Raw genomic sequence first — 24,745 nt, 5'->3', positions numbered from 1 at the left:
ATCCGTGTAATGATGTTATAGCAAATGATTTTCTTCCCATAATTCAAACTCCTTTCTCCGTACATTTAGTTTTTGGAGAAAAGTTTTAATTATTCGGTATAAGTTAAACATTCGTCAAGGAACCCTATAGATTTACTACTTGAAACCTTAAAGTATTTTGCTATCCAAGTATTGAAAAACTTAATTTTATTTAAAGCTATGACATAGTATATCTATATAATAAGAGAATAGAATCATTGTATACAGTATTTAACAAAAGTGTTATATTATATATAAAACAATTGATTTACATTTGTATTTATATTTTAAGAATAGCATAGGGAATTATTTATGGGGGAGAGTTTAATTATGAAAGAGTTATATACAGAGCGTTTAATAATACGCAGATTTTCAGAAAATGATGGGGAAGATTTATATGAATACTTTTCAAATCCAAAAGTACTGGAATTTGAGCCATATAAACCTTTTACGAAAGAAGAAGCTTATGAAGAAGCTAAAATACGAGAAAGTGACGAGAGATTTTTTGCTGTATGCTTAAAAGATGGAAAGCTTATAGGAAACCTATACTTTGCAGAAGGAGACTTTGGAGCTTGGGAAATTGGCTATGTTTTTAATGATAAGTACTGGGGAAAAGGATATGCAACAGAAAGCGTCCTTGAGCTAATGAAATATGCATTTACCATCCTAGGGATAAGAAGAATACTTGCACATTGTGATCCTAAGAATCCTAATTCGTGGAAGTTACTTGAAAGGGTTGGTATGAGAAGAGAGGCAATGCAGCTTGAAAATGTATATTTCTTTAAAGATGAAGAAGGTAATCCTATATGGAAGGATACTTACCAATATGCGATTCTTAAAGCTGAATTTATAAAGTGATAAAATAGAACTTATATAGTCGAAGCTATGTTATTTAAATCTGCTGCAGAGATGTGGTGGATTTATTAATTTTAGGGGGAATAGAGTTGGGCCTTGAGTAGATAAAATCATTCCTAACTAGATAAACAAGGTACTTGGAAAGAGCCAGTAAAACTAAATTAAGTTTTACTAGCTATACAGATAAAGAAGCTCAATACTCAAGCAGTGAAAGAATATTTTCAAAGAATTACCTCCTTAGACTCTCTAAAATAACCTTTGCACAATCTCTAGCTCCATTTTCAGTAGCTATGTCTGCTGCTAGCTTCTTTGCATTTTCAATAATTTCATCCTGAAGCGCATATTCAATTGCTTCTGCAAGCTTATCAGAAGTTAGCTTCTTTATAGTAATAGGCTTTGAGCCAACTTTAAGGTCATAAGCTCTATGAGCCCAAGCATGTTGGTCATTGGCAAAAGGTATAATAACACTTGGAACACCAGCTGCAAATCCAGCAGAAGTGGTGCCAGCTCCACCATGATGACATACTGCAGCTACTCTATTAAAAAGCCATCTATGAGGTATGCTATCAATAGCTATTATATTGCTTGGTAGATTATCAAGCTTACCCATTCCACAGATTATTCCACGTTTATTAGCTTTCTTAAGAGCATCAATAATCAGCTTAGATAAGGTTTCCTTCTGATCTTTATGAAATACGCTTCCAAACCCAATATAAACAGGCTTCTCACCAGAGTTTAAAAAGTCACATAGTTCCTTTGAAGGGACATATTCAGTTGGCTCCTTTACAAACCAGTATCCATATTGGTGTATATTCTCATTCCAATCCTTTGGTCTTTTGAAAACAAAGTTACTACAGGATATTACCGCAGGATGTTTTTTATCTTTGTGACGCTCATAAGGTTTACCAAAGTTTTTTGGAAGTCCACCGAACTCTTTCTTCCAAAGGTACTTTACTGAATTATTTGATGCTAGCCACAACATGCCTTGAAGCATTTCATAGCTGATTATATTTCTTAATGGAGTGGATTTTACTCTTCCATATTGAATTACTGAGGTCTGTTCTTTAGTTTTGTGCATTGGAAAAGGAGATGCTAAAATAGCTGGTATACCAAGTCTTTCAGCTGCAAAATAACCAATGGTACAGCCAGGATGATAAATAACTAATTCGCTTCCTTCACAAGCAGCATAGAATTCATTTGCTATGCTTAATCCATATTTTTTCATTTTGTTGAAAGTTAAAAGCATCTTTAATGGATTATCAGCGGACTGGGCTTCTTTAAGCATATTTTCATCCACATTAAGGGATTTGAAATCTGCTTGTATTGGATAAAAATCTATACCATAACTTTTAACAAAGGTTTCAAATTCCCTCATACCAGTAATACGCACAGCTTTTCCTAATTTTTTTAGCTCTTGAGCAAGAGCAATGTAGGGCTGAAAATCTCCTCTTGAACCTGAACATAGTATTGTAATCATATATTAATCCTCCTTGTATTATCCGACAACTTGTTGTATGTTTAAAGTATAATTTGGTTTTAATAACCTATCAACCAACAATACTATGACTAATGTCGGATTTTCATATAGATAGGGAATAGAGAGTAGGAGTGTTAAAAATGAGAAAACAACCAGAAGTAACTGCACAGACCAGGCAGAATTTGGTTGATGCATTTTGGGCCTTATACTGCGAAAAAAGAATTGAGAAAATAACTGTAAAGGAAATAACACAGAAAGCAGGCTATAACAGGGGAACTTTCTACGAATATTTTACAGATGTTTATGATGTATTGGAGAAGCTTGAGGAATCCCTTATACCAGCAGTTCATGAATTACCTCCAATTTCTATTGCAAATGAAAATGCGGGAATGCATCTTGATATGTTTATGGCTCTCTACGAGGAAAACAGTAAGTACTATTCCGTCCTACTTGGGGATAATGGAGACCCTGCATTTGCAACCAAACTGAAAAACTCAACAAAGCCTGTGATCAAGGAAGCCTTCCTTGGAAAATACAACATAGACCCTATAGAATTTGATTTTATCTTGGAATTTGTTCTTTCAGCCATGATAGGCATAATGAGTTATTGGTTCAGGGAGGATAAAATATTGCCTGCAGAAGATTTAGTTTCGCTAATGTATGACCTTATGGAAAATGGGGTTATGAAGCGCATTGAGAACAGTATAATATAAAATACATTTGAAGCTGCAGATGAAGACAGCGAAGATATATTCATAACAGAACAAGGTTTAGATAAACTAAGAGAGTATAGAAGCAGTGAAATCATGGGGAATACCATCGATATAGTGAAAGTCAATTCTAAATTACTAAATGAGGAAATAAAAGGTCTATTAAAGAGGAAAATCAGAAAAATCATTATAGACTAAGGTTAAATTAGTAGTTATATGGAAAAATTAATAATAAGATAGGAGGCTATTATGTTAGATTTTCAAATAAATTATCCTTCATCAAACTATAGAAACTATATTGAGGCTGTTTTCGAATTCTGTAAAAGCAATAAATTTTCAATGATTTTAAAAGGGTCTTTAGCAAAAGGCACAGCAACAAAATTTTCTGATATTGACTTAATAATTTTAGGTAACCTTGATGATTCTAAAGTTGATGAGATTATTTCGCTTTATGGAAGCCCAGTAATGACAAACTTTACTGAAAACCCTAAAGGTATATTAATCTTAGTTTATCAGGATAGCACTTCGGTAGATTTGGAAATAAGAGAAACAATTTCTCAGCAAGATTTGGAAAACAGTATAGTTCTTTTAAGATATGATGAAAACTTTATTATAGATAATAAAAATGTTATAAGAAAACATGTAGAATCTAACTATATGCCCAATAGACCAGAATGGTATAAGGTATTAAGGTTACTTCATAGAGGTACTATAAAATATCTATCAAATAAAACTCACAGTGCATATGAGCTTTTAGATGAAATTAAAGAGGGTCTTATTTCAGTGGGAATTACAGATTTAAATTTTAGTAATAACTTTGAAGAGGATATCACAGTAATATTTAATAGATTTTGTAGAGAACTTGAAGTAGATTCACAAATAAAAGGCTTGTTTCACAATCTTTTTAAAGAGTTCTCTCTTAAGGTTATTAATAATGAATAAAATTAATTTCCATCTTTAAAGCATTAATTATCATATTTTAACAATATTTTGGAAGATTCAAGTCTGCCATCTTCTAAGGTGTCTGCTTAGCATACTTGCGGTTGCTCAACAGATATAAGTTGCTTTGGCGTAACAAAGGTATCTTTATTCGGTCTAAATCTGCTTCCAAAGTGCTTCATTAAAATGAAGATTAACAAAATGAACTTGCTCATTATTTAACTTTACATAGATGTATAAAATCAAACTATTGATAAACGCAATGGATATTGAAATGTTGAAAAAAGCCTCTATTTAGTTTAGTATAACCTACAACTAAATAAAGGTTTAGTTTTTATTTACGTAAAAATAAGCTATAAAATCTTAAGATATCCAGTGAAATTAAAGAGCTCTCCTCCAAAAACCACCTTTATCATAACACTTAAAGCCGGTAGAACTGTAGAAAGCCATTCTCTCTTCACCGTGGCATATTACATAGGCGGCTGTTCCACCAAGAGCTTTTAGTCTATTCAAAGCCTCAAGGATTACAACCTTTCCAAGGCCCTTCTTTCTATGGTCGGGATGTGTGCCCACTGGTTCAAGTACCCCTGTTTTAGTTTCTTCATCGAACCATAAAATACAGCAGGAGGCTAAAGTACCATCCTTGTACTTTGTAACAATATCCAAATCCTTTCTATACATAGGTGCCTTTAGTCTTGCATAAAAATATTCTGGAATCTTTGGCTCATAGCTTTCAACAGAGTTGAATATTTTATAGCCTAATTCATAGCGCTTTATTAATTCAATATCCTCACTCATTGAATGAAGGGTATAATCCTTTGGTAATTGTGGTTTTTCAATTTCCCCCTCTAAGGAGTGTTCATTAACAAAAATAGGCACTGGTGGTTTCTTATAGCCTCTTGCTTCTAAAATTTCATTTCTATATTTATTAGCCTCAGTTGACCAAATATATACCATGTTTTCACCATTAGGGCCAGTTACTAACTCATTTTCTCCCCAGTCCAGTGATTCTGCCCAATCTATCATTTCACTTGTTAATTCATAGTAATCTGGATGTATATCTAAGTACTCGCCGAAATCATAGGCTGTGCTACTTACAGCAACTATTTTGCCAGCATCCTCCCAAATTCTAATTCTGCTGTGCCATATCTCTGTCTCTTTAGGATCATAGTTCTCATTGTCATCCCAGAACTGCGGCATTATCCAATACCTATTATTATTTAGTTTGTACAAATCCCTTAAAAAGTTGATTATCTTCTCATAATCTCCCTTTTCATAATTCCTTGAAGTTATCACAAAAATCCCCCCTATAAATCCATAGCATTTATCATTTGCAACAAACACAAATTAATATAAAAATGCTAAGTTCCCCAATTTATATTTTATTATAGCTTAAAAAGATTAGGTGGGGTAGATAAAGAACATTTCTGTAGAGTTCTTAGCACAAAGCGAATTTATTTATCTCCACAGTTAGGCTGATTTCTATGAAAAGATAGATGAATTGAAAGTTTTTAGGGAACAAGAAAATAAACAACAGGTTTGTAAAAAGCTAAGTCTTAAAAATAAGATTTGGCTTTTTATTTTTACTAATAATTAACCTTTATTATTAATATAAAGGTTAGCTGTTATTTTATAGTAAAGCTATAGGAATATTTTATAAAATATATACATAAAAATAAAACATACCTTGACAGGTGAGGTATGTAAGAATATAATATATGTATAAGTAAAAAATGGAAAATAACATGGAGGAGAGGAGTGACGGCATGTCAATAACCTCAGATATCATAAGAGGACATACAGAAACCATTATTTTATCCTACTTGGCAGAAAAGGATAGTTATGGGTATGAGATTAATAAATCAATTCAACAAAAGACAGACAATAAATATGAGCTTAAAGAAGCAACTCTTTATTCAGCTTTTAGGAGACTAGAGGAAGCTACTTTAATTACTTCATATTGGGGAGATCAAACCACAGGAGCGCGAAGACGATATTACGCAATAACGCCACTTGGGAGAGCTGCATTGGAGCAATATAAAACAGATTGGGAAGATGCAAAAAAATTAATTGATACATTAATTTATGGGGGGAGTAAAAATGATTGAGAAGTTTCGTGTTAAGTTAAACGAATTATTTGAAAATGCGCCACAAACAAGTCGGGCAAGGGAACTTAAAGAGGAGCTACTAGCAAATCTTATGGATAGGTATAATGACTTGTTAGCTAGTGGAAAAAATGAAGAAGAGGCTTTTAATATTGCCATAGCAGGTATAGGTGATATTGATGAAATAATAATAGGCCTAAAGGATAGTTATGAATTTAACCCAGAGCAGATGAGAAAAGATCGTGAAAAAAGAGCATTTATCTTATCCATTTCTATAGGAATGTATATTATGAGTGTTGTTATTTTAATAATGCTTACTAGCGTGTTTAGAGTAAGTGGAGACGTTGCAATATGCATAATGTTAACAATAGATGCTTTGGCAACTAGTCTATTAATATATAATGCAGTTTCTCGTCCTAAATATATTAAAGCTGATGATACAATTGTTGAGGAATTTAAGGAATGGAAGTCAGCTAATAATACAGAAAAAGAAGTAATAAATTCAATAAAATCAATAATGTGGCTAGTTATAATAACTCTATATTTCCTTTTAAGCTTTACATTACGCATATGGTCATTTTCTTGGGTTTTATTTATAATTGGTGCTGCAATTGAGAGGGTTATTACATTAATTTTTCAATTAAGGAAGGGTAAAAATGAATAGAATCTTAAAAATTATAAGAATTGCAATGTGGAGCCTTGTTGCACTGGGATTAACAGCAATTTTGATCCTGGGTATTACTAATTCAAATGGAATCAATGGGGTTTTTCATTTCACTAATATAATAGACCCTAATATTGCAGTTCAAAAGGATGAAAGTCTAGAGATAAAAGGCGTGAATAAAATAATTGTTGATTTTTCAAGTAGTGATATAATAGTTAAGGCTACAGATGAAGAGAATATGAGAATAATTCAAAAATCAAATAAGACTTTAAAAGATGATGAAAAATTTCAAGTAATACAGGGAAATAACCAGATTACCATAGAAAAAAGAAAGTTTGGAAATTTATCTAACACTTGGAGCTTTGGAAACTTTAAAGAAGTAATTGAAATATACCTTCCTAAAAATTATAATTCTGATTTAGATATTGAAACATCTTCAGGAGATATTAACTTTGATTCTGATATGATATTAAGTAATGCAAACTTGTCAGCTAGCTCTGGAGATATTGTATCAAAGTATAATTTAGATATTAAAGGTATTAATATAGTAACTAGCTCTGGAGACATTAGTATAGAAACTTTAACAACTTCTACTTACAAAATAAAAGCTACTTCTGGAGATATTAAGATTAACTCACTAAGTGGATCAGGTCAGGTTGACACATCTTCAGGGGATATAAAAGTACAATACAAGGACATTGAAGAGTATTCAGAGGTAACTGCTACTTCTGGAGACGTTAAGATTACAATACAAAAGGGCATGAGCTTAGAATTTAAAGGAAAATGTAGTTCTGGTGATATAAATTCTAACCTGGATTTGAATTACAAAGATGAAGATCATCATGAAGCAACTGCAAATATTGGAAATGGGCCTTATAAGAAAATTAATGTCAATACAAGTTCTGGAGACATCAGTATTTCTGATTAAATAAATAGAATATGATTAAATCACAATAAGTATTGAGCATAAATTTCTATACCTGGTATAGTAGAAATAAATATGACAATACAACTATATATTGTGTTTTAGATTGTAGCTTATTAATAATGAGTAGTTTTTGTGGGATAATCACAATATAATACTATGATTATCTTATTATTGACGGTGCGACAACTAAAGCATCAAAGGAGTACTATAAGCATATATGTATTGGGAAGGGAAATTTTAAGTCTCTTAATTCCAGTTGAGGACCTTTTAGTGACGGAAGCTATAGAGAAGGAAGATTCAATATTGAGATGAGTCCACATCTCATGGTTATAACATGAGAATAAATTTGGAATAAAGAAGACTTGCAAATAAAATTAAATTATCAGGATTCAATTAACTTCCATATACTGGGTTTATGGACGTAATAAATTTTAAAATTATATAGGTTTATTTTCTACTAAAATTTGATATAATATAAGTAAGAAATACAAATAATAAAAAAAGTAGAGTGCGTCAACACTCTACTAATATACAATTCTAGTTGCTTAGGCAACTGGCATCACTAAATTTTTAGTTTATAAAAATAGTAGCTTCCAATTGCGAGTCGGGGCTACTATTTTTTTGATATTTTATCCATAAGTAACACTATAAAGGTTAATAGTGCCAATAAAAATAATCCACCAGTAAATAGTAACGTTAAAACATCATTACTCATTAAGTACCACCTCCCTTCAAAAAAGAGGTAAGTGATACCAATAGCCCACGATTAACTATTGAATTGTACTTTACAATTATACCATAATTATGTAGGACTTATACAGAGAAATAAAATGAAAAAAGCTTATGATATTCTTAGGGATGAAATACGTAAACAAGTAAGTGAGAATAGTAAAAGTCTTCAAGCTGGGCTTCAGCAGGGTGACAGCTGTTGAGCTTTTTAATTATAGAAGGTTTATGGAAAGGTTAATGGAAAGTAAGCAACCAGAACAACAGAAGAAGCTTAAGGTAGAAAAGATTAATGAACACATATTAGTAATAATAAAAAATACTCTTGAAGCTATAAGTGAGGCCTACAAATGTGGTAAAATTACCTTAGAAGATTATAATGAAATGCTAGCAGTAATACAGAATCTAAATGATTATTTTATAGATAACTATAATTACTATAAAGGATTAAGTAAGGAGGTTGAAACCATGTTTAAAAGTTTTTATGATCCAGAAGTTGAAAGAAGGGGCGCACAGAAGGAAAAAGAAAATATAGCAAGGAACTTTCTTAGGGATGGAATAAGTTGTGAACTTATTGCTAAAAATACAGGATTACCTCTAGAAAAAGTAAAGGAGCTTGCTAAAGAAGTGTTAAATTAGAATCTTAAATTATAAAGGTCTAGGTAAGGAGATTGAAACTATGTTTAAAAGTTTTTATGACCCAGAGGTTGAAAAAAGAGGGATGAAAATAGGCGCAGAGAAAGAAAAAGAAAATATTGCTAGAAATTTACTTCATAAAGGAATGAGCTATGAATTTGTAGTTGAAATTACAGGATTAAGCTTAGAAAAAGTAAAGGAGATTGCTAAAGAAGTAGTGAATTAAAATGTGAAACCATGTGGGTAATACTGCATGGTTTTTGTTATCTTAAACTTCTTTTATCTCAAAATATAAGCAAGTCTCTGGATATCGTTAATGAATCAGTTTCACCATTTATTATTGAAAGCAAGAAGTTACTTTTTCATTTTACAATTATTGAAAGCAAAAAACTTGACATTGACGCTACGTAAAGCATTAAGCTTTATATAAGGAGGCGATAGTATGGAAAATTTAAGAGTCAACTTAATCAATAGCTTAGAGTTCTATGAGAAGTGTTTACTTGAAAAAGGTAATGAGAATTCTTTCAGATATGAATTAATGAAGCCATTAAAAACAATGTGGGACTATTTAAATGTACCCTTAAAAGCATCAACACCTAATGGATATGATGTTATTATGGCATCAGAGATGTTAGGAATTTGGACGCCAAGAAAATCAATTCTGCAAGTAAGCGATAATTTATCAAAACTTATTGAAACTAGAATCTTTGAAGAATATGAAGAAGCAATAAAAAAGGGAGTTCGTGAATTTGAGAACATAGGTTATTCTATTCCACTAGATGAAATTAATCTAAGTATTCTTTTAGGTGATGAAGATAGTAAAGAGATGGAAGCCAATAAAGGATACTCAGGATTTGGGGGAATACCTGGATATATTATGCTAATGGTTGTTCCTAATGAATTTAATAAAAATAGGTTAAAATCCGCTTTAGCTCATGAGTTTAACCATAATGTTCGTTTTACTTTTGAACCATTTAATCATGGTGATGTGACAGTAGAAGAATATTTGGTAATAGAAGGTTTAGCTGAATGCTTTGCAGAAGAAATCTATGGAAGAGAATTCATAGGGCCTTGGGTTGAAGATTTTAATGAAGAAGAAATGAAATACTCAAGGGAAGTAATTAAAGAGGGCAGAAAAACTAAAGGCTTTGCAGAAGTATCAGCTTATATGTTTGGAGATGAAGTTGCTAAAAAACAAGGATATAATCCAGTAGGGTTATCAGCTAATGCAGGCTACACAATTGGTTACCACTTAGTTAAGGAATATTTGTCTAAGAGTAAAAAGAGTATTGCAGAAGCAACCATTACGACCTCAGATGAAATAATTAGAGTTTCGGAGTTTTTTTGTTAAGTATTTTAAAGCTTTTACAAATAGTAAACAACTTAATTAGCTTAAATAAAATGTCTAAACAATTAAATTTATAATTGTTTGGACATTTTATTTAAACACCATTTTAATCTTTTTAATATAAGACTGTGGACCTATGAAGGTATTAATAACCTCTTCTGATAAAAGTCCTATAAAGTATATTGAAGAAATTTAACAGAAGCTCATATCCGAAATTTCAACAACATTTTGAAAGCTTCAAGGCTGCCATCTTCTATAAATGGCAGTTGCTCTGCTTAAGTAAATTGCTTTGGTAGTAGTCAAAATCTGCTTCCAAAGTTGTTAAACAAAATGAACTTGTTCATTATTTAATAAAATCTTTAAAAGATATGTTATGACAAACTTTAGTTACTTTGATGTCTCAGGGAAAAATCATAAATTTGAAAAAGGAGAGTATTAATATATATGAGAACAACACAAGAATTGATGTTATAATAAAAATATAGATAGTAAAGGTTTCGAGAAATTCTTTAAATTAGAAAAGATATATTAGGAGAGATTTATGAGATTTGATGTTGAAACATTAGTTATTACAAAGAGTATAATTAATTTGTTTTGTTTAGTAATAATTTGGGTTAGTGTAAAATTAAATGAAAATATTCATGGATCTAAATTGTGGGTCATGGGTAATGCGTGTAATTGTAGCGGCATATTATTGCTACTTATGAGGAAAGTTATTTCAGATCAGTCTATTGGTCTTATTATTGGAAGCCAACTCACTGTACTTGGGAGCTTATTTATATATATTGGTATAATGAGATTTCTTGAGAGAAAAATAAATTATAAGATAATTGCTTCATCATATGTTGCCTTTACCATATTAAATATTTATTTTACTTATATCAAGGATAATAGTGTTTTTAGGGCAAGTATTTTTTCATTTTATTTAGCAGTTTATTTGATAATAGCTTCAGTAATCCTTTTGAAAAATAAGGATTACTCTATTAAAAAAGCTACAAATTTTTTAGGGGTAGTGATTTTATCAGAAGGTTTTATATTTTTAGTTATAGGAATTACAAAAATCATTTCAACTTTTTCAAGCAAATCATTTGAACCATCAAGTTTGAGAGTAATTATACACTTTATGTTTTTTATGTGGAGTTTGTTTATAACATTTGGATTAATTCTAATGGTAAATCTTAAATTGAATTCAGAAATAAAAATAGCAAATAAAACATTACAATTAATCTTTGATACTACTCCAGATGCTTTCTTTATAACTAGCTTACAAAGTGGAACCATAGAAAAAGCTAATGATATATTTTATATGCTTACAGGTTTTCCAAAAGAAGAAGTAATTGGAAAAACTGCAATGAGTTTGGGCTTATGGGAAAATCCTAAAGAAAGACAAAGATTCATTAAAGAATTGAAGGAAAACTCACAATTGGACAATTTTGAAATGGATATAAGAAAAAAAGGGAACAGTATAATTACTGTTTTGATTTCAGCAAAGGTAATGAATATAAATGGGGAAGCCTATGTAATAAATGTTGCTAGGGATATATCTGAACGAAAGAAAGCTGAAGAATTATTAAAAAGTAGTGAAAAGCGGTATCGAGATTTAGCTGAGGATATTAAATATTTAAGTTATCATGATCAATTAACAGGTCTTTATAATAGAAGATTTTATGAAGAAGAACTTAAAAGACTTGATACAGAAAGAAACTTACCACTAACCCTTATTATGGCGGACGTCAATGGACTTAAACTAACAAATGATGCGTTTGGTCATTTAGCAGGAGATAAATTAATAAAGGAAATTGCAGAGATTTTCAAAAAAAATTTTAGACAAGATGAAATTATAGCAAGAATTGGTGGAGATGAATTCATTATTTTACTTCCCAAAATTGATACTAAGGAAGCACAAGAAATAATGAGTCGTGTAAATGAATCAATTAGAAATAAACAATTAGATAATATGATTTTATCTGTTTCCTTTGGACTAGCAACAAAATATGAAGTTAATAAGGAAATTACTGAAATTTATATTGAAGCAGAAGATCAAATGTATAGAACTAAACTAATTGAAAGTAATAATATGAAAAATAAAACAATAGAACTAATCACCAGAACATTTAATGAAAAGAATGAAGTAGAAAGACATCACGCTGAAAGAGTAAGTGAACTTTGCAAAAATATTGCAACTACACTAGGACTCAGCAAAGATGAAGTAGAGAAAATTAAAACAGCTGGACTTCTTCATGATATAGGTAAGACAGGAATTGATGAAAAAGTACTGAGTAAACAAGGAAAACTTGATGTTAATGAATGGCTACAAATTAAACGTAATCCGGAAATTGGCTATCAATTATTAAAATCTTCAACTGAATTCTCACACATATCCGAATTAATTTTAGCACACCATGAAAGATGGGACGGGAAGGGATATCCTAAAGGATTAAAAGGAGAGGAGATACCTTTTGAATCAAGAGTTATAGCTATAGCTGATGCCTATGATGCAATGACAAACGCGAGAAGTTATCGTAGTCCATTAACTTCAAAGGTTGCAATAGAGGAATTACAAAAAAATGCCGGTACTCAATTTGATGCTGAATTGGTAAATATATTTGTTAATAAAGTAATAAAAGATAACTTCTAATTAAATTTAGAATCAACACCTTGGGCTATTGAATATACTAAAAGAAAGCAAAAGAAAATGAGAATGAAGATTCAAAAATAGGAATGAGTACACATTTCATGGTTATATCATGAAAATAAATTTGGAATAAAAAAGACTTATAAATAAACTTAAATTATCAGGATTCAATAAACTTCTATATATTAGGTTTATAGACATAATAAATTTTAAAATTATATAGGTTTATTTTCTACTAAAATTTGATATAATATAAGTAAGAAATACAAATAATAAAAAAAGTAGAGTGCGTCAACACTCTACTAATATACAATTCTAGTTGCTTAGGCAACTGGTATCACTAAATTTTTAGTTTATAAAAATAGTAGCTTCCAATTGCGAGTCGGGGCTACTATTTTTTTGATATTTTATCCATAAGTAACACTATAAAGCAAAGATGAAGATCATCATGAAGCAACTGCAAATATTGGAAATGGGCCTTATAAGAAAATTAATGTCAATACAAGTTCTGGAGACATCAGTATTTCTGATTAAATAAATAGAATATGATTAAATCACAATAAGTATTGAGCATAAATTTCTATACCTGGTATAGTAGAAATAAATATGACAATACAACTATATATTGTGTTTTAGATTGTAGCTTATTAATAATGAGTAGTTTTTGTGGGATAATCACAATATAATACTATGATTATCTTATTATTGACGGTGCGACAACTAAAGCATCAAAGGAGTACTATAAGCATATATGTATTGGGAAGGGAAATTTTAAGTCTCTTAATTCCAGTTGAGGACCTTTTAGTGACGGAAGCTATAGAGAAGGAAGATTCAATATTGAGATGAGTCCACATCTCATGGTTATAACATGAGAATAAATTTGGAATAAAGAAGACTTGCAAATAAAATTAAATTATCAGGATTCAATTAACTTCCATATACTGGGTTTATGGACGTAATAAATTTTAAAATTATATAGGTTTATTTTCTACTAAAATTTGATATAATATAAGTAAGAAATACAAATAATAAAAAAAGTAGAGTGCGTCAACACTCTACTAATATACAATTCTAGTTGCTTAGGCAACTGGTATCACTAAATTTTTAGTTTATAAAAATAGTAGCTTCCAATTGCGAGTCGGGGCTACTATTTTTTTGATATTTTATCCATAAGTAACACTATAAATGTTAATAGTGCCAATAAAAATAATCCACCAGTAAATAGTAACGTTAAAACATCATTACTCATAAGTATCACCTCCCTTCATAAAAGAGGTAAGTGATACCAGTAGCCCACGATTAACTATTGAATTGTACTTTACAATTATACCATAATTATGAAGGACTTATACAGAGGAATAAATCAGTTCAGATAAAATGTCCAAACAATTAAATTTCTAATTGTTTGGACATTTTGACATTATTCAACAAATCTTTCAGTATATAGATGTTATAATATGAATTATAATGTAAAAAATGGAAATCAAAAGTTGAAGAATTTTAAATGTCATTACTAGGGCTTTTATTTGGTAAAGGCAAAAAGATTGATAAGCCAATATTTGTTAAGGAATTTAGCAAACAAAACAAACAACTTAATGATTTAGAAGAGTTATGTGAGAAGCTATCTAATAGTGATAAGAAGGAACTTATTGAATAAGAAAAGATATTAAAAGGGGGAATTTGATGATACAAGTAGAGAAAGTAACATCATCAGAAGAAAGATTTATTTTGAATAAAGAGTATATTAAGACTTTAGCATCGCCAATAGATGGTTACTGGGAAAATGTAATTATAGGGAATGCCCAGTGCTATACAATTATTTATAATGGAAAGAAAGCAGGTCATTTTTTCGTCGATTCCAAAAAAACTTTAGTACAATTCTATACTTTTACAGAGAATTTTATACATGCACCAGAGATTCTTGAATATATCATTGCGAATAATATTGCCGAAAATGCTACTGTTTCTACTAAAGAGGCAGAGTTTCTATCTTTGTGTCTTGATTATCAGAAGAGTATATCTATAGATTGTTATCTTTTTACTGATAACAAAAATATAAAATATGAATTGGATAATTTTAAAGATGTGTCCTTCCAGTTAGCTAAAAGCAATGATATAGGCGCTATAAAAACAAAATGTGACCCTGCATTTGAAGGTTATTATGAAGATTTAATAGAAAACAATCAACTATTCGTACTATATAGTGATGACATTTTACTAGGAATAGGTGAATTTAGAATATTCAAATCAAATGAACAATATGGTGATATAGGAATTATTGTAGCAGATGAATATCGTAAAAAAGGTGTCGGAACATATATTATAACTCTGCTTAAGGAACATTGTTATAGGAATAATTTAAGGCCGATGGCTTGCTGCAACCCTAAAAATATAGCATCAAGAAAAACATTGGAAAAGTCGGGATTCATCTGCAATCATAGAATTATATATGTAACTTTAAAGTGATGCTGCCATGAATTATCAACTTAAGATGGTAGCCATCATATGAGTAATGATTTTTTATAAGTAATATTTAAAAATCATAAGTAAAAAAGTCTACGTTATAACCGTTACGGGGAACTCTATCATAACTAATAGCAATAAAATAAATACCCTCACCAGTATATAATTAAGGCAATTGTAAGGAAGTCCTGAACAGGGAATAAGTATTTTAATAATCATGCTACAATTTACAATTGAAGATATTCAAAACTCCAGCTCAATATGTTAAACTATTGCCGGGGTGTTTCAAATGAAAAAACTAGTTAAAGTTGTAGGTGCAATTATTGAAAATAAAAACTCAGAGGTTTTATGTGCTCTTAGATCCACAAAGATGTCTATCCCAAATCTGTGGGAATTTCCAGGTGGCAAGGTTGAGCAAGGCGAGGAAATCAGTGACACTATAGTTAGAGAAATTAGAGAAGAACTAGGCTGTCACATTGAATTTAAGGAAGTTTTTCATGATAATACTCATGAATACGATAACTTTATTGTTAATTTAATTACGGTTAAGTGCCGTATTGTTGAAGGTGAGCCTATAGCATCGGAGCACGATAAGCTTATATGGCTTAAAAAGGAAAACTTAAAGTCCCTTAACTGGGCTCCAGCAGATATTCCAGCTGTTGAACTTTTAGTTAAGGAAATACTATAAAAAAGTTATAGTTACAATAATTTAGAGCTCCCTTTGTGGTATACAGTTTAAGCAATAATACTGTGCACCATAAAGGGAGTTTTTTGAAGCTATCAGTGAGGCTTATAAATGTGATAAAATTACCTTAGAAGATTATAATGAAATGCTAGCAGTAATAAAGAATTTAAATGATTATTTTATAGATAACTATAATTACTATAAAGGATTAAGTAAGGAGGTTGAAACTATGTTTAAAAGCTTTTATGACCCAGAGGTTGAAAAAAGGGGTGAGGAGAAGGCAAAGGAAAATATAGCTAAAAATTTGCTAAATGATGGCTTAAGCTGTGAACGTGTTGCAAAAAACACTGGGTTAAGTATAGAGAAGGTTAAAGAATTAGCAAAAGAAATACTGAATTAGAATCTCAAATTACAAAGGTCTATGTAAGGTGATTGAAACTATGTTTAAAAGTTTTTATGATCCAGAGGTTGAAAAAAGAGGAGCAGAAAAAAATGCTGAGCGTATAGCAAAAAATCTACTACTTAAGGGTTTTAATATTGAAATTGTGGCAGAAATAACAGAATTAAATTTAGAAAGAGTTAAAGAAATTGCTAAAGAAGCAGTGAATTAGAAGACGAAACCATTTTGTAAGTATCGATACGCTCCCTTTACGGTACATAGTTAAGCAATAATACTGTGCACCATTAAGGGAGCTTTTTAAGACTTGACCTAGGCTAATATAAAAGGAAGTTAAAATGCATGTCTTTACTATATGCTCTCTTTGAAAAGTTTGGAGATAGGGAAAGTAAGAAAAAGTTTATGGAGGTGTTTACAATGACTGAAATTGGTAGGATGATAAGAGAAAATGGTAAAGAGGAAGGGAAGCTAGAAGGGAAAATATAAGGAAAACAAGAAGGAAAAGCAGAGATGCTTATTAAATTATTAATCAAAAAATTTAAATCCTTACCTGAAGAGTATAAAAATAAAATTAAAGGTCTCCCTGAGGAAACTATAGAAGTTATTGCAACAGAGATTTTTGATATAACGAGTTTGGATGAATTAAAACAGTATTTTGCTTAATAATAGTTAGAAAGATTTACAAAAAAGATATATAGGTTTGGATGAATTAACTAAGAGCCAGGCGGAAATATTCTACCTGGCATTACTTATCTGTAATTTCAATAAAATTGAATTTTTTATATAAATTATAGGCAGGTGTATTATCCATATGAACGTCTATAATAAGGCCTGTTACATTGCTTGCACACATATCATTTATACATTGAGATAATAGTGTAGAGCCAACACCTTTATAACGATATTCTGGTGAAATATGTAGTGAGTAAATATGTAATAGTTGCTCTTTTTGGGGCAATCCTATTAAAATACCAATAGTTTCATTATTATCATGTGCAGTGATAATATATCTATTAGAAAAATCACCCAAAATACCCTTTTGAAGATTACTAATAAATTTATCTGGCTTTAGTCCTGCAGTATCTGGGTCTAATATTCCTACTATAAATTTTGATAGGTAACACTTTAGCTTTTCTTCTAATTCAATGCCTTCTAAAAGTAATTTCTTTACTTGAAATTGAGATGAAATTTCTATGGGTTTAAGTGAAGTTTTTTTCAGTTGAATTCTCATTGAGTTATTCTCCTATTCTCACAATAATATTTAATAATTTCAAACAATCTACAAGTAAATTATACCATATAATACTAAATGTGGATAATATTCAAAGCCATTAATTATATGTAAGGATCAAATAATTCATCATCTACAAATGTTATAAAAATGGTGAGGGAATATTCCTATAATGTTTGAAGGTAATTTATGGGAGGTAGAATATTTTATTGGATTCACAAAAAAAATAAGCATAATTTTCATTAAAATGAATTATTTTTGTGATATAATAGAGAAAATTGTTTAATAAAATTATTTAAGTGAGGTTTTTTTATGGCTAAACATAATGTATATACAATGAGTATTGCAAGAGTTTATCCTCTTTTGGTTGCAAAGGCAGAGAAAAAGGGACGAAGGAAAGCAGAAGTGGATGAAATTATCTGTTGGCTTACGGGATATAGCCAGGAAGAGTTAGAAGCACAACTGGAAAAAGAGACAGACTATGAAACCTTTTTTGCTGAAGCTCCAAAGCTTAATCCTTCAAGGAATTTAATCAAAGGTGTGGTTTGTGGGGTGCGAGTGGAAGATATGGAAGATTCAACTATGAAAGAAATTCGCTATTTAGATAAACTCATCGATGAGTTAGCAAAAGGAAAAGCCATGGACAAGATTTTAAGAAAATAATAACTAAAAAGAATAAGCACTGATTTCATGTAAATATGTTCTATTAAAGTTTATACTTTTGTAATTAGGGTTGTGATTATTGAATAATTACTAAAATGTATTTTCCTTACTAGAACATATATACAATACAAAGAAACAGTGTTTTTTTGAATCCACAATATTGGCATTAATTATAGAGAAACCACTTCAATGTTTGAAATATTACTTCCAAGAAGTGATTTATACCAAAAGATGAGAAGAAAAAATATTAATTCCTTTCAAGCTCAAATTACTGTAAAAATATAAGATGTTTAAAATATCAATAGATTTTCAGATTTAAAAATATTGCACTTATTGAGCTTGCATATCTATAAATATAAGGGGATGTACTGAATGAAGTCAGAAGAAGGCAAAAAAGTTATGCAATATAGGAGAGATAAAAAGGGTAACAAAATATCTATCCTTGGTTATGGGTGCATGAGATTTACAAAAAAAGGTACTAGCATTGATTTGGACAGAGCTGAAAAAGAAGTGATGGAAGCCATTGAAAGTGGTGTGAATTATTTTGATACTGCTTATGTTTATTCAGGAAGTGAAGCAACCCTTGGTGAGATACTTAAAAGAAACTCCTGCAGAGAAAAAGTGTATATAGCAACCAAGCTTCCACACTATATGGTTAAATCCAAAAACAGCCTGGAAAAGTATTTTGGGGAACAGCTTAGGAGGCTACAGACAGATTATGTGGATTATTATTTAATGCATATGCTCACAGATGTGGATACTTGGCAGCGTTTAAAAGCTTTAGGAGTAGAAGAGTGGATAAAGGAAAAAATGGATAGTGGTCAAATCCGAAATATAGGGTTTTCCTATCATGGAAATACTGATATGTTTATAAAATTAGTAGATGCCTATGATTGGGATTTTTGCCAGATTCAATACAACTATATTGATGAGCACAGTCAAGCGGGTAGAAGAGGTCTTGATTACGCAAGTAAAAAGGGGATACCAGTTATTATAATGGAGCCACTTAGAGGTGGAAGACTTGTGAACCTGCTTCCAGAAAAGGCAAAGGATATTTTTCAGCAGGATTTAAGAAACCGAACTCCTGCTGAATGGGCCTTTAGATGGTTATGGAACCAAGAGTCGGTTACCTCAGTTTTATCTGGTATGAATTCTCTTGAAATGATAAGAGAAAATATAAGAGTTGCCTCAAAAGTTAAAGTTGGTGAGTTTTCAGAAGAAGATTTTGCTTTAATAGACCGGGTTAAAAGTGAGATAAATAAGAATATAAAGGTTGGATGTACAGGATGTGGCTACTGCATGCCTTGTCATAAGGGTGTTGATATCCCTGGGGCCTTCCACAGCTACAATATGATATATTCAGAGAATAGAAAATCAGGTTGGCGTGATTATATAATGTGTACTGTAATGAGGAAGACTCCAAGCAGTGCATCTCAGTGTGTGGATTGTGGAAAATGTGAAAAGCACTGTCCTCAGAATATTGAAATTCGTAAGGAATTAAAAAATGTGAAAAAAGAACTTGAAACCCCTGTTTATAAAATTGCGAAAGCAGCAGTGGGATTATTTAAATTATGGTAATAGGCTTTATAAAATACTAAGTTTAGACATAGACATAGACATAGACATAGATGTGGATATAGATATAGATATAGATATAGATATAAAGCCTTTACTTTATGGGTAAAGCCTATATAGAAACCAAGGTAGGAGTAGGTTGCAAGGTAAGTGGTGACTTTGAGCACCTACATTTATGAAAGTAGTACTTTTGAATTAGTATATTAAAATTAAGGAGTGGATATATATGACAAACCAAGTTATGAACATAATCAAAGCTCGTAGCAGCATCAGAGCATACAAAGGAGAACCTTTAACTGAGGAACAAAAAACGGTTCTTCAAGAGGCAGCACTTGCTTCACCAAGTGCTATGAACCTTCAACCATATAAGTTCATATTTATTAACAACAAGTCTATTATAGAGGAAATGGAACAGGATGTTGTTAATTTCTTTGTGGCAATTGGCAATAAGGAAGTAGTGGAGCGCATAAAATCCAGAGATAATAAAGTGCTTTATAATGCCCCTTGTGTCATTGTTATTGCAATTGAAGAGAAGAATTCCTATGCAAAAGTTGATGCAGGAATAGCAGTTGAAAACCTTGCTTTAGCTGCAAAATCAATAGGGTTGGATAGTGTTATTGTTGGTATGCCTGGAGTAGTTTTTAGCGGTGAAAAAGCTGAGTACTGGAGAAACCGTATTAGTATTCCAGAGGGCTATGGTTATGGCATTGGTATAGCTGTTGGCCAGGCTGACATGGAAAAAGCACCTCATGAACCTGATCCATCAAAAATAATTACAATTGATTAGTATATCCTAGGACATTAATACTAGAAACTTAGAAACCCTCAGACCTATAATTTAGGACTGAGGGTATTATTTTAGAAGGAACACCATAACAGCAAGAATGAGGACGAAATGAACATGAGTTACTTGCTAAAATGAACTCAGATAATATTATAAGAAAAGAAAAATGCACAACCTAAGGTGAAAGGAAGTGGTTAAATGGTGAGGAAAATCAATCTTTCCTTTGAAGAGATGTGGGAGAGAATTATGGCTTGTGATAGTAAATATGATGGACTATTTTTTACAGCAGTAAAGACAACGAAAATATATTGTCGTCCTTCTTGTAGATCAAGAAAGCCCAAAAAGGTAAATGTGGAATTTTATCAGGATATAAAGGCAGTTGAAGAAGCGGGTTACCGTCCTTGTAAAAGGTGTCAGCCTGAAATTGAGCTATCACCCCATATTGAAGTTGTGAGAAATATCATTACCTTCCTAGTTAATAACTACAAACAAAACTTAAAATTGAAAGATATATCGGAAAGTGTTGGGTTAAGCCCTTATTATTTAGAGCGTTTATTTAAACAAGAAACCTCTGAAACTCCACGGACCTATCTAGAAAAAATACGCATTGATAAAGCTGGTCACCTTCTTAAAAGTACTACTTTGACAAACCTTGAGATTTGCTATGAGGTGGGATTCCAGAGCCCTTCAAACTTTTATAAAGCTTTCAGAAACTTGAAAGATTGTTCACCCAGCGAATATAGAAAGGGGCTTGAAAATGAATTGGATTGATCATAAAACTTATATTGAGGTATTTCCACCAAAGGAGTTTAATTTTCAGGAGTGCTTAATTTTTTTAGGAAGGTCTCATCAAGAAATACTTCATAAAATTAAAGAGGGAACTTTATACAAACTATTAAAGGTAGAGGATGCCATAATCTTTTGTAAAATTAGTTATACTAGCGATTCCATAAGAGTTAAGTTTCCAATAAGCAAACCATCTAGTTACCACCGTGAAAAAGTAGGAGAGTATATTTGGGAATGGTTTGACTTAGAGCAGGATTTACAGGGTTTTTACCAAATGGCTGAGAGCGATAAAGTTTTAAATTTAATTGTAGATAAATACTATGGCTTACGGATTATGTGCATTCCAGATTTATTTGAAGCCTTAGTATGGGCAATTATTGGACAGCAAATTAACTTAACCTTTGCTTACACCTTAAAGGAAAGATTTGTTGAAGAGTTTGGTGAATTTATAACCTTTCAAGGAGAAAATTATTGGGTGTTCCCTTCCTTTGAAGTTATTTCAACCTTAAATGTTGAGGATTTAAAGAAACTTCAATTTACAACCAGGAAGGCTGAATATGTTATTGGCATTGCAAAAGATATGAAAAGTAGAATTTTAACAAAGAAAATGCTGCTGGAGAAACAAGATTATCATGAGGTAAAAAAGGCACTAATGAATATAAGAGGTATTGGACCGTGGACAGCAGATTACGTAATGATGAAATCTTTGCATGAAACCTCGTCTTTTCCTATTGCAGATGTGGGCTTACATAATGCCTTAAAGACTATATTAGGACTTAAGGAGAAGCCTACTATAGAAGAAATAAAAGAGTATGCAGCAAATTGGGAAGGTTGGCAGGCCTATGCTACCTTTTATCTTTGGAGGTTATTATATGATAAAGAAATATAAATTACACTATGAATCACCCATTGGAATAATAGAAATAGAGGGGAGTAGTGATGCCATCAGCTCAATAATGTTTGTAGAAGAAAATGAGAAAATGAATTTAATACAAGTTGAAACCCCTACAGTTTTAGTAGAATGTTATAACCAGTTGGAGGAATATTTTAAGGGGAGTCGCTTTGATTTTACATTTCCCTATGAGTTTGGAGGCACTGAGTTTCAAAAAACAGTTTGGCAGGCTCTAACCCAAATACCTTACGGCGAAACTGTAGCTTACCAGCATATAGCTCGTTTAATTGAAAATGAAAAAGCTGTTAGAGCTGTAGGCAGTGCAAATGGAAAAAATAAGTTAAGTATTGTGATTCCTTGTCATAGAATTATCGGGTCTAACGGGAAATTAACTGGTTATGCAGGTGGTTTATGGAGAAAGGAATGGCTCCTTAATCATGAAAGAGAATTTAAAAAGGTCAGGGCTTAAAGCCTTATTAACCCTTAGTTTTTGATTAACTGGCAGAAACTAAGGGTTATTTTAATGGAAATAAAAAATCTATTAACCTTACTTATAGGTATATTGATGAAAGGCATCATAATATAATTAAAAGTACAACATTATCATAAGTATTGGTCATTTTAAGCAATGGGTATATAAAGAAATATTAATTAGAGCTGTGAAAAATCATCAAATATAGGTCAGACATGCTTTCACTGGCTGAATTACTGTAAAGATAATCTACAAATTGCAGAAGTTATTTACTTGTAACTATTGGGGTAAGCTGATAAGGGATTATAGGGAAAAGTTACCTCAGAGAATACCTTGACAAAAGGATAATGGTTGAATACAATTAAATTTAGAACAATTGAAATTTAACCATGTGAAATACCATAAACATATATACAATACTAAAGGAAAAACTAGAAAAAATTTAACTTAGGTACAACATAAGCTATAAAAATCTAAATTAAGGGTTTCAAGAAGGAATTTTAACTTATTCAGTATGAATGAATCTATATCCAATAACCTATTAAGGGAACCAGGTTAGGACTCACGCGTAAGTTAAGTTTTAAATCTGGTTTCTCAAAAAAGATAGGGACAAAAAAATAGCAGTTCTTTTTACAAAAAAATATTAATTGTTGTCAAGCTCAACTAATGTAATTATCTAAGTTTCTATTAATATCAAGGAATAATAATATTCAAAGATATATATAGTTTTAAGCTTGTTTATCTATACAAATAAGAAATTAAGAGGAGTTATTATTTATGAATAATGTAATGAAAACCATAGAGTCAAGATACTCTGTAAGAAATTATATAGACAAACCAATTGAAAAGGAAAAATTAAATATTATTAAAGCTTTTATGGAAGAAAATAAAAAAGGTCCCATGGGCAATGAAGTTGCCTTTCATCTTATTGATGCTTCAGAACACGATAAAGCAGAGCTAAAGTCACTAATTACCTATGGAATGATAAGTGGGGCAACAAGTTATATTGTAGGGGTTGTTAAACCAGGGGAGTATGCTATGGAGGACTTTGGCTACTGCATGGAAAAATTAATTCTTAAGGTTTCGGAGTTAGGGCTCGGAACTTGCTGGCTAGGTGGAACTTTTAATAGAGGTGGTTTTGCAAAACAAGTAAACCTATCTGGTGAAGAGTTATTACCTTGCATCACTCCTATAGGTTATACTGCTGATAAAAGAACTTTAAAAGAAAATTTCATCAGGACCTTAGTAGGGGCTAAAAAGAGGAAAAACCCTGAAGTGTTATTTTTTGAAAATAACTTTAACGCTTCATTAAATTTAGACACCATAGGATCATACAGTAAGGTATTAGAAGCCTTGAGATTAGCTCCTTCTGCATCCAATAAACAGCCTTGGAGAATTATTAAAGACTCTCAGGGGTTATATCATATTTTCTTAGAGGAAGATGAAAAGTACAACAATACCTTTAGTGGAATTAAAATTCAAAACATAGACATGGGTATTGCAATGTGCCATTTTGAACTAGCAGCAAGGGAACTTGGAATAACAGGTCAATGGATAAAGTCAAAGCCAGAGGTTCAGGCTGCCAAGCTTAAATATATAGTTACCTGGAAAGAGAACTAAACTCCATCCATTAATGGGCAAATAGAATAGCTACTGACAGAATGTGTAAAAAAGCGTAAAGGAACTCATAAGGATAAAAAAGGGGAAGAAGACTTAATAAGATAAGTGTTCTTTACGTGGAATAGGTTAAAACCCC

29 protein-coding genes and 1 pseudogene are annotated in these 24,745 nt (G+C 31.2%); 25 read left to right on the top strand and 5 right to left on the bottom strand.

The features are described from left to right. Positions 1 to 348: 348 nt before the first annotated feature. Positions 349 to 876 carry a GNAT family N-acetyltransferase gene (locus C661_RS0117610; RefSeq protein ID WP_017416675.1) on the top strand — a complete coding sequence of 176 codons (528 nt, stop codon included), beginning with the start codon at positions 349 to 351 and terminating at the stop codon, positions 874 to 876. Between the two features lie 226 nt (positions 877 to 1,102). Here C661_RS0117610 and C661_RS0117605 read toward each other — a convergent pair whose 3' ends face one another. Continuing rightward, on the bottom strand, positions 1,103 to 2,350 hold the full coding sequence (locus tag C661_RS0117605) for a glycosyltransferase (RefSeq protein ID WP_017416674.1): 1,248 nt from the start codon (positions 2,348 to 2,350) through the stop codon (positions 1,103 to 1,105). Between the two features lie 140 nt (positions 2,351 to 2,490). Here C661_RS0117605 and C661_RS0117600 point away from each other — a divergent pair, with 140 nt between their 5' ends. Then, positions 2,491 to 3,063, top strand: a complete 573-nt coding sequence (locus C661_RS0117600) for a TetR/AcrR family transcriptional regulator (RefSeq protein ID WP_017416673.1) — start codon at positions 2,491 to 2,493, stop codon at positions 3,061 to 3,063. Positions 3,064 to 3,309: 246 nt separating this feature from the next. Next, positions 3,310 to 4,002 carry a nucleotidyltransferase domain-containing protein gene (locus tag C661_RS0117595; RefSeq protein ID WP_017416672.1) on the top strand — a complete coding sequence of 231 codons (693 nt, stop codon included), beginning with the start codon at positions 3,310 to 3,312 and terminating at the stop codon, positions 4,000 to 4,002. Positions 4,003 to 4,380: 378 nt separating this feature from the next. Here C661_RS0117595 and C661_RS0117590 read toward each other — a convergent pair whose 3' ends face one another. After that, on the bottom strand, positions 4,381 to 5,295 hold the full coding sequence (locus C661_RS0117590) for a GNAT family N-acetyltransferase (protein WP_017416671.1): 915 nt from the start codon (positions 5,293 to 5,295) through the stop codon (positions 4,381 to 4,383). Between the two features lie 470 nt (positions 5,296 to 5,765). Between C661_RS0117590 and C661_RS0117585 the strand changes: the two genes are divergently transcribed. The 3 genes from C661_RS0117585 to C661_RS0117575 are packed head-to-tail and all read left to right on the top strand — an operon-like array spanning position 5,766 to position 7,696. Beyond that, entirely contained in the window at positions 5,766 to 6,107 is a 342-nt protein-coding gene (locus C661_RS0117585; protein ID WP_017416670.1) for a PadR family transcriptional regulator, read from the top strand. Further along, positions 6,100 to 6,768, top strand: a complete 669-nt coding sequence (locus tag C661_RS0117580) for a permease prefix domain 1-containing protein (RefSeq protein WP_017416669.1) — start codon at positions 6,100 to 6,102, stop codon at positions 6,766 to 6,768. The genes C661_RS0117585 and C661_RS0117580 overlap by 8 nt, the downstream gene beginning before the upstream one ends. After that, positions 6,761 to 7,696, top strand: coding sequence for a DUF4097 family beta strand repeat-containing protein (locus C661_RS0117575; RefSeq protein WP_017416668.1), 936 nt, complete (start codon positions 6,761 to 6,763; stop codon positions 7,694 to 7,696). Before C661_RS0117580 ends, C661_RS0117575 begins: the two co-directional genes overlap by 8 nt. Positions 7,697 to 8,309: 613 nt before the next feature. Here C661_RS0117575 and C661_RS0117570 read toward each other — a convergent pair. Continuing rightward, complete coding sequence (locus C661_RS0117570) at positions 8,310 to 8,411, bottom strand: putative holin-like toxin (protein WP_017416661.1); 102 nt, start codon at positions 8,409 to 8,411, stop codon at positions 8,310 to 8,312. A gap of 239 nt (positions 8,412 to 8,650) precedes the next feature. Between C661_RS0117570 and C661_RS22280 the strand changes: the two genes are divergently transcribed. From C661_RS22280 to C661_RS22930, 5 genes are all read left to right on the top strand, one after another. After that, positions 8,651 to 9,061, top strand: a complete 411-nt coding sequence (locus C661_RS22280) for a hypothetical protein (RefSeq protein WP_017416666.1) — start codon at positions 8,651 to 8,653, stop codon at positions 9,059 to 9,061. Positions 9,062 to 9,101: 40 nt separating this feature from the next. Next, the gene (locus tag C661_RS0117555; RefSeq protein WP_017416665.1) at positions 9,102 to 9,284 is read left to right on the top strand and encodes an Rpn/YhgA-type helix-turn-helix domain-containing protein; all 183 of its coding nucleotides are present in this window, start codon (positions 9,102 to 9,104) and stop codon (positions 9,282 to 9,284) included. 11 nt (positions 9,285 to 9,295) lie between these two features. Then, positions 9,296 to 9,469, top strand: coding sequence for a hypothetical protein (locus C661_RS24055; RefSeq protein WP_017416664.1), 174 nt, complete (start codon positions 9,296 to 9,298; stop codon positions 9,467 to 9,469). Between the two features lie 31 nt (positions 9,470 to 9,500). Continuing rightward, positions 9,501 to 10,409: a DUF2268 domain-containing putative Zn-dependent protease gene (locus C661_RS0117545; protein ID WP_017416663.1), complete on the top strand. Its 909-nt coding sequence runs from the start codon at positions 9,501 to 9,503 to the stop codon at positions 10,407 to 10,409. 538 nt (positions 10,410 to 10,947) lie between these two features. Beyond that, positions 10,948 to 13,044 carry an HD domain-containing phosphohydrolase gene (locus C661_RS22930; protein WP_017416662.1) on the top strand — a complete coding sequence of 699 codons (2,097 nt, stop codon included), beginning with the start codon at positions 10,948 to 10,950 and terminating at the stop codon, positions 13,042 to 13,044. A gap of 1,144 nt (positions 13,045 to 14,188) precedes the next feature. Here the strand turns inward: C661_RS22930 and C661_RS0117535 are convergent. Further along, positions 14,189 to 14,290 (bottom strand): putative holin-like toxin, encoded by a 102-nt coding sequence (locus C661_RS0117535; protein WP_017416661.1) that lies wholly within the window; start codon positions 14,288 to 14,290, stop codon positions 14,189 to 14,191. 255 nt (positions 14,291 to 14,545) lie between these two features. Here C661_RS0117535 and C661_RS23760 point away from each other — a divergent pair, with 255 nt between their 5' ends. The 7 genes and pseudogenes from C661_RS23760 to C661_RS22265 form a co-directional block, all read left to right on the top strand. Further along, positions 14,546 to 14,698 (top strand): hypothetical protein, encoded by a 153-nt coding sequence (locus tag C661_RS23760; RefSeq protein ID WP_017416660.1) that lies wholly within the window; start codon positions 14,546 to 14,548, stop codon positions 14,696 to 14,698. Positions 14,699 to 14,724: 26 nt separating this feature from the next. After that, the gene (locus C661_RS0117525) at positions 14,725 to 15,507 is read left to right on the top strand and encodes a GNAT family N-acetyltransferase (protein WP_017416659.1); all 783 of its coding nucleotides are present in this window, start codon (positions 14,725 to 14,727) and stop codon (positions 15,505 to 15,507) included. 286 nt (positions 15,508 to 15,793) lie between these two features. Next, on the top strand, positions 15,794 to 16,192 hold the full coding sequence (locus tag C661_RS0117520) for a (deoxy)nucleoside triphosphate pyrophosphohydrolase (RefSeq protein WP_017416658.1): 399 nt from the start codon (positions 15,794 to 15,796) through the stop codon (positions 16,190 to 16,192). A 226-nt stretch (positions 16,193 to 16,418) separates the two neighbouring features. Beyond that, on the top strand, positions 16,419 to 16,589 hold the full coding sequence (locus tag C661_RS24050; protein WP_192812675.1) for an Rpn/YhgA-type helix-turn-helix domain-containing protein: 171 nt from the start codon (positions 16,419 to 16,421) through the stop codon (positions 16,587 to 16,589). A 40-nt stretch (positions 16,590 to 16,629) separates the two neighbouring features. Next, on the top strand, positions 16,630 to 16,800 hold the full coding sequence (locus tag C661_RS24045) for a hypothetical protein (RefSeq protein ID WP_017416656.1): 171 nt from the start codon (positions 16,630 to 16,632) through the stop codon (positions 16,798 to 16,800). A 128-nt stretch (positions 16,801 to 16,928) separates the two neighbouring features. Next, entirely contained in the window at positions 16,929 to 17,072 is a 144-nt protein-coding gene (locus C661_RS24355; protein WP_017416655.1) for a hypothetical protein, read from the top strand. A 12-nt stretch (positions 17,073 to 17,084) separates the two neighbouring features. After that, positions 17,085 to 17,249: pseudogene (locus C661_RS22265) on the top strand (DUF4351 domain-containing protein); the annotation flags it as partial. 82 nt (positions 17,250 to 17,331) lie between these two features. Here the strand turns inward: C661_RS22265 and C661_RS0117500 are convergent. Continuing rightward, positions 17,332 to 17,817, bottom strand: coding sequence for a GNAT family N-acetyltransferase (locus tag C661_RS0117500; protein WP_017416653.1), 486 nt, complete (start codon positions 17,815 to 17,817; stop codon positions 17,332 to 17,334). 312 nt (positions 17,818 to 18,129) lie between these two features. Between C661_RS0117500 and C661_RS0117490 the strand changes: the two genes are divergently transcribed. The 7 genes from C661_RS0117490 (at position 18,130) to C661_RS0117455 (ending at position 24,609) form a co-directional block, all read left to right on the top strand. Then, positions 18,130 to 18,480 (top strand): DUF2200 domain-containing protein, encoded by a 351-nt coding sequence (locus C661_RS0117490; RefSeq protein ID WP_017416651.1) that lies wholly within the window; start codon positions 18,130 to 18,132, stop codon positions 18,478 to 18,480. A gap of 372 nt (positions 18,481 to 18,852) precedes the next feature. Beyond that, the gene (locus C661_RS0117480; RefSeq protein WP_017416649.1) at positions 18,853 to 20,058 is read left to right on the top strand and encodes an aldo/keto reductase; all 1,206 of its coding nucleotides are present in this window, start codon (positions 18,853 to 18,855) and stop codon (positions 20,056 to 20,058) included. 223 nt (positions 20,059 to 20,281) lie between these two features. Continuing rightward, entirely contained in the window at positions 20,282 to 20,842 is a 561-nt protein-coding gene (locus tag C661_RS0117475) for a nitroreductase family protein (protein WP_017416648.1), read from the top strand. A 195-nt stretch (positions 20,843 to 21,037) separates the two neighbouring features. Further along, positions 21,038 to 21,610, top strand: a complete 573-nt coding sequence (locus C661_RS0117470) for a bifunctional transcriptional activator/DNA repair enzyme AdaA (protein WP_017416647.1) — start codon at positions 21,038 to 21,040, stop codon at positions 21,608 to 21,610. Further along, positions 21,597 to 22,514, top strand: coding sequence for a DNA-3-methyladenine glycosylase 2 (locus C661_RS0117465; protein WP_017416646.1), 918 nt, complete (start codon positions 21,597 to 21,599; stop codon positions 22,512 to 22,514). The genes C661_RS0117470 and C661_RS0117465 overlap by 14 nt, the downstream gene beginning before the upstream one ends. Then, on the top strand, positions 22,498 to 22,986 hold the full coding sequence (locus C661_RS0117460) for a methylated-DNA--[protein]-cysteine S-methyltransferase (RefSeq protein ID WP_017416645.1): 489 nt from the start codon (positions 22,498 to 22,500) through the stop codon (positions 22,984 to 22,986). Before C661_RS0117465 ends, C661_RS0117460 begins: the two co-directional genes overlap by 17 nt. Positions 22,987 to 23,766: 780 nt before the next feature. Next, complete coding sequence (locus tag C661_RS0117455; RefSeq protein WP_017416644.1) at positions 23,767 to 24,609, top strand: nitroreductase family protein; 843 nt, start codon at positions 23,767 to 23,769, stop codon at positions 24,607 to 24,609. The last annotated feature ends 136 nt before the right edge of the window (positions 24,610 to 24,745 follow it).

The organism is Clostridium tunisiense TJ (assembly GCF_000300195.1).
GTDB classification, from domain to species: Bacteria; Bacillota; Clostridia; order Clostridiales; family Clostridiaceae; genus Clostridium_J; species Clostridium_J tunisiense.
This window is presented reverse-complemented; position numbering and strand designations above follow the sequence as displayed.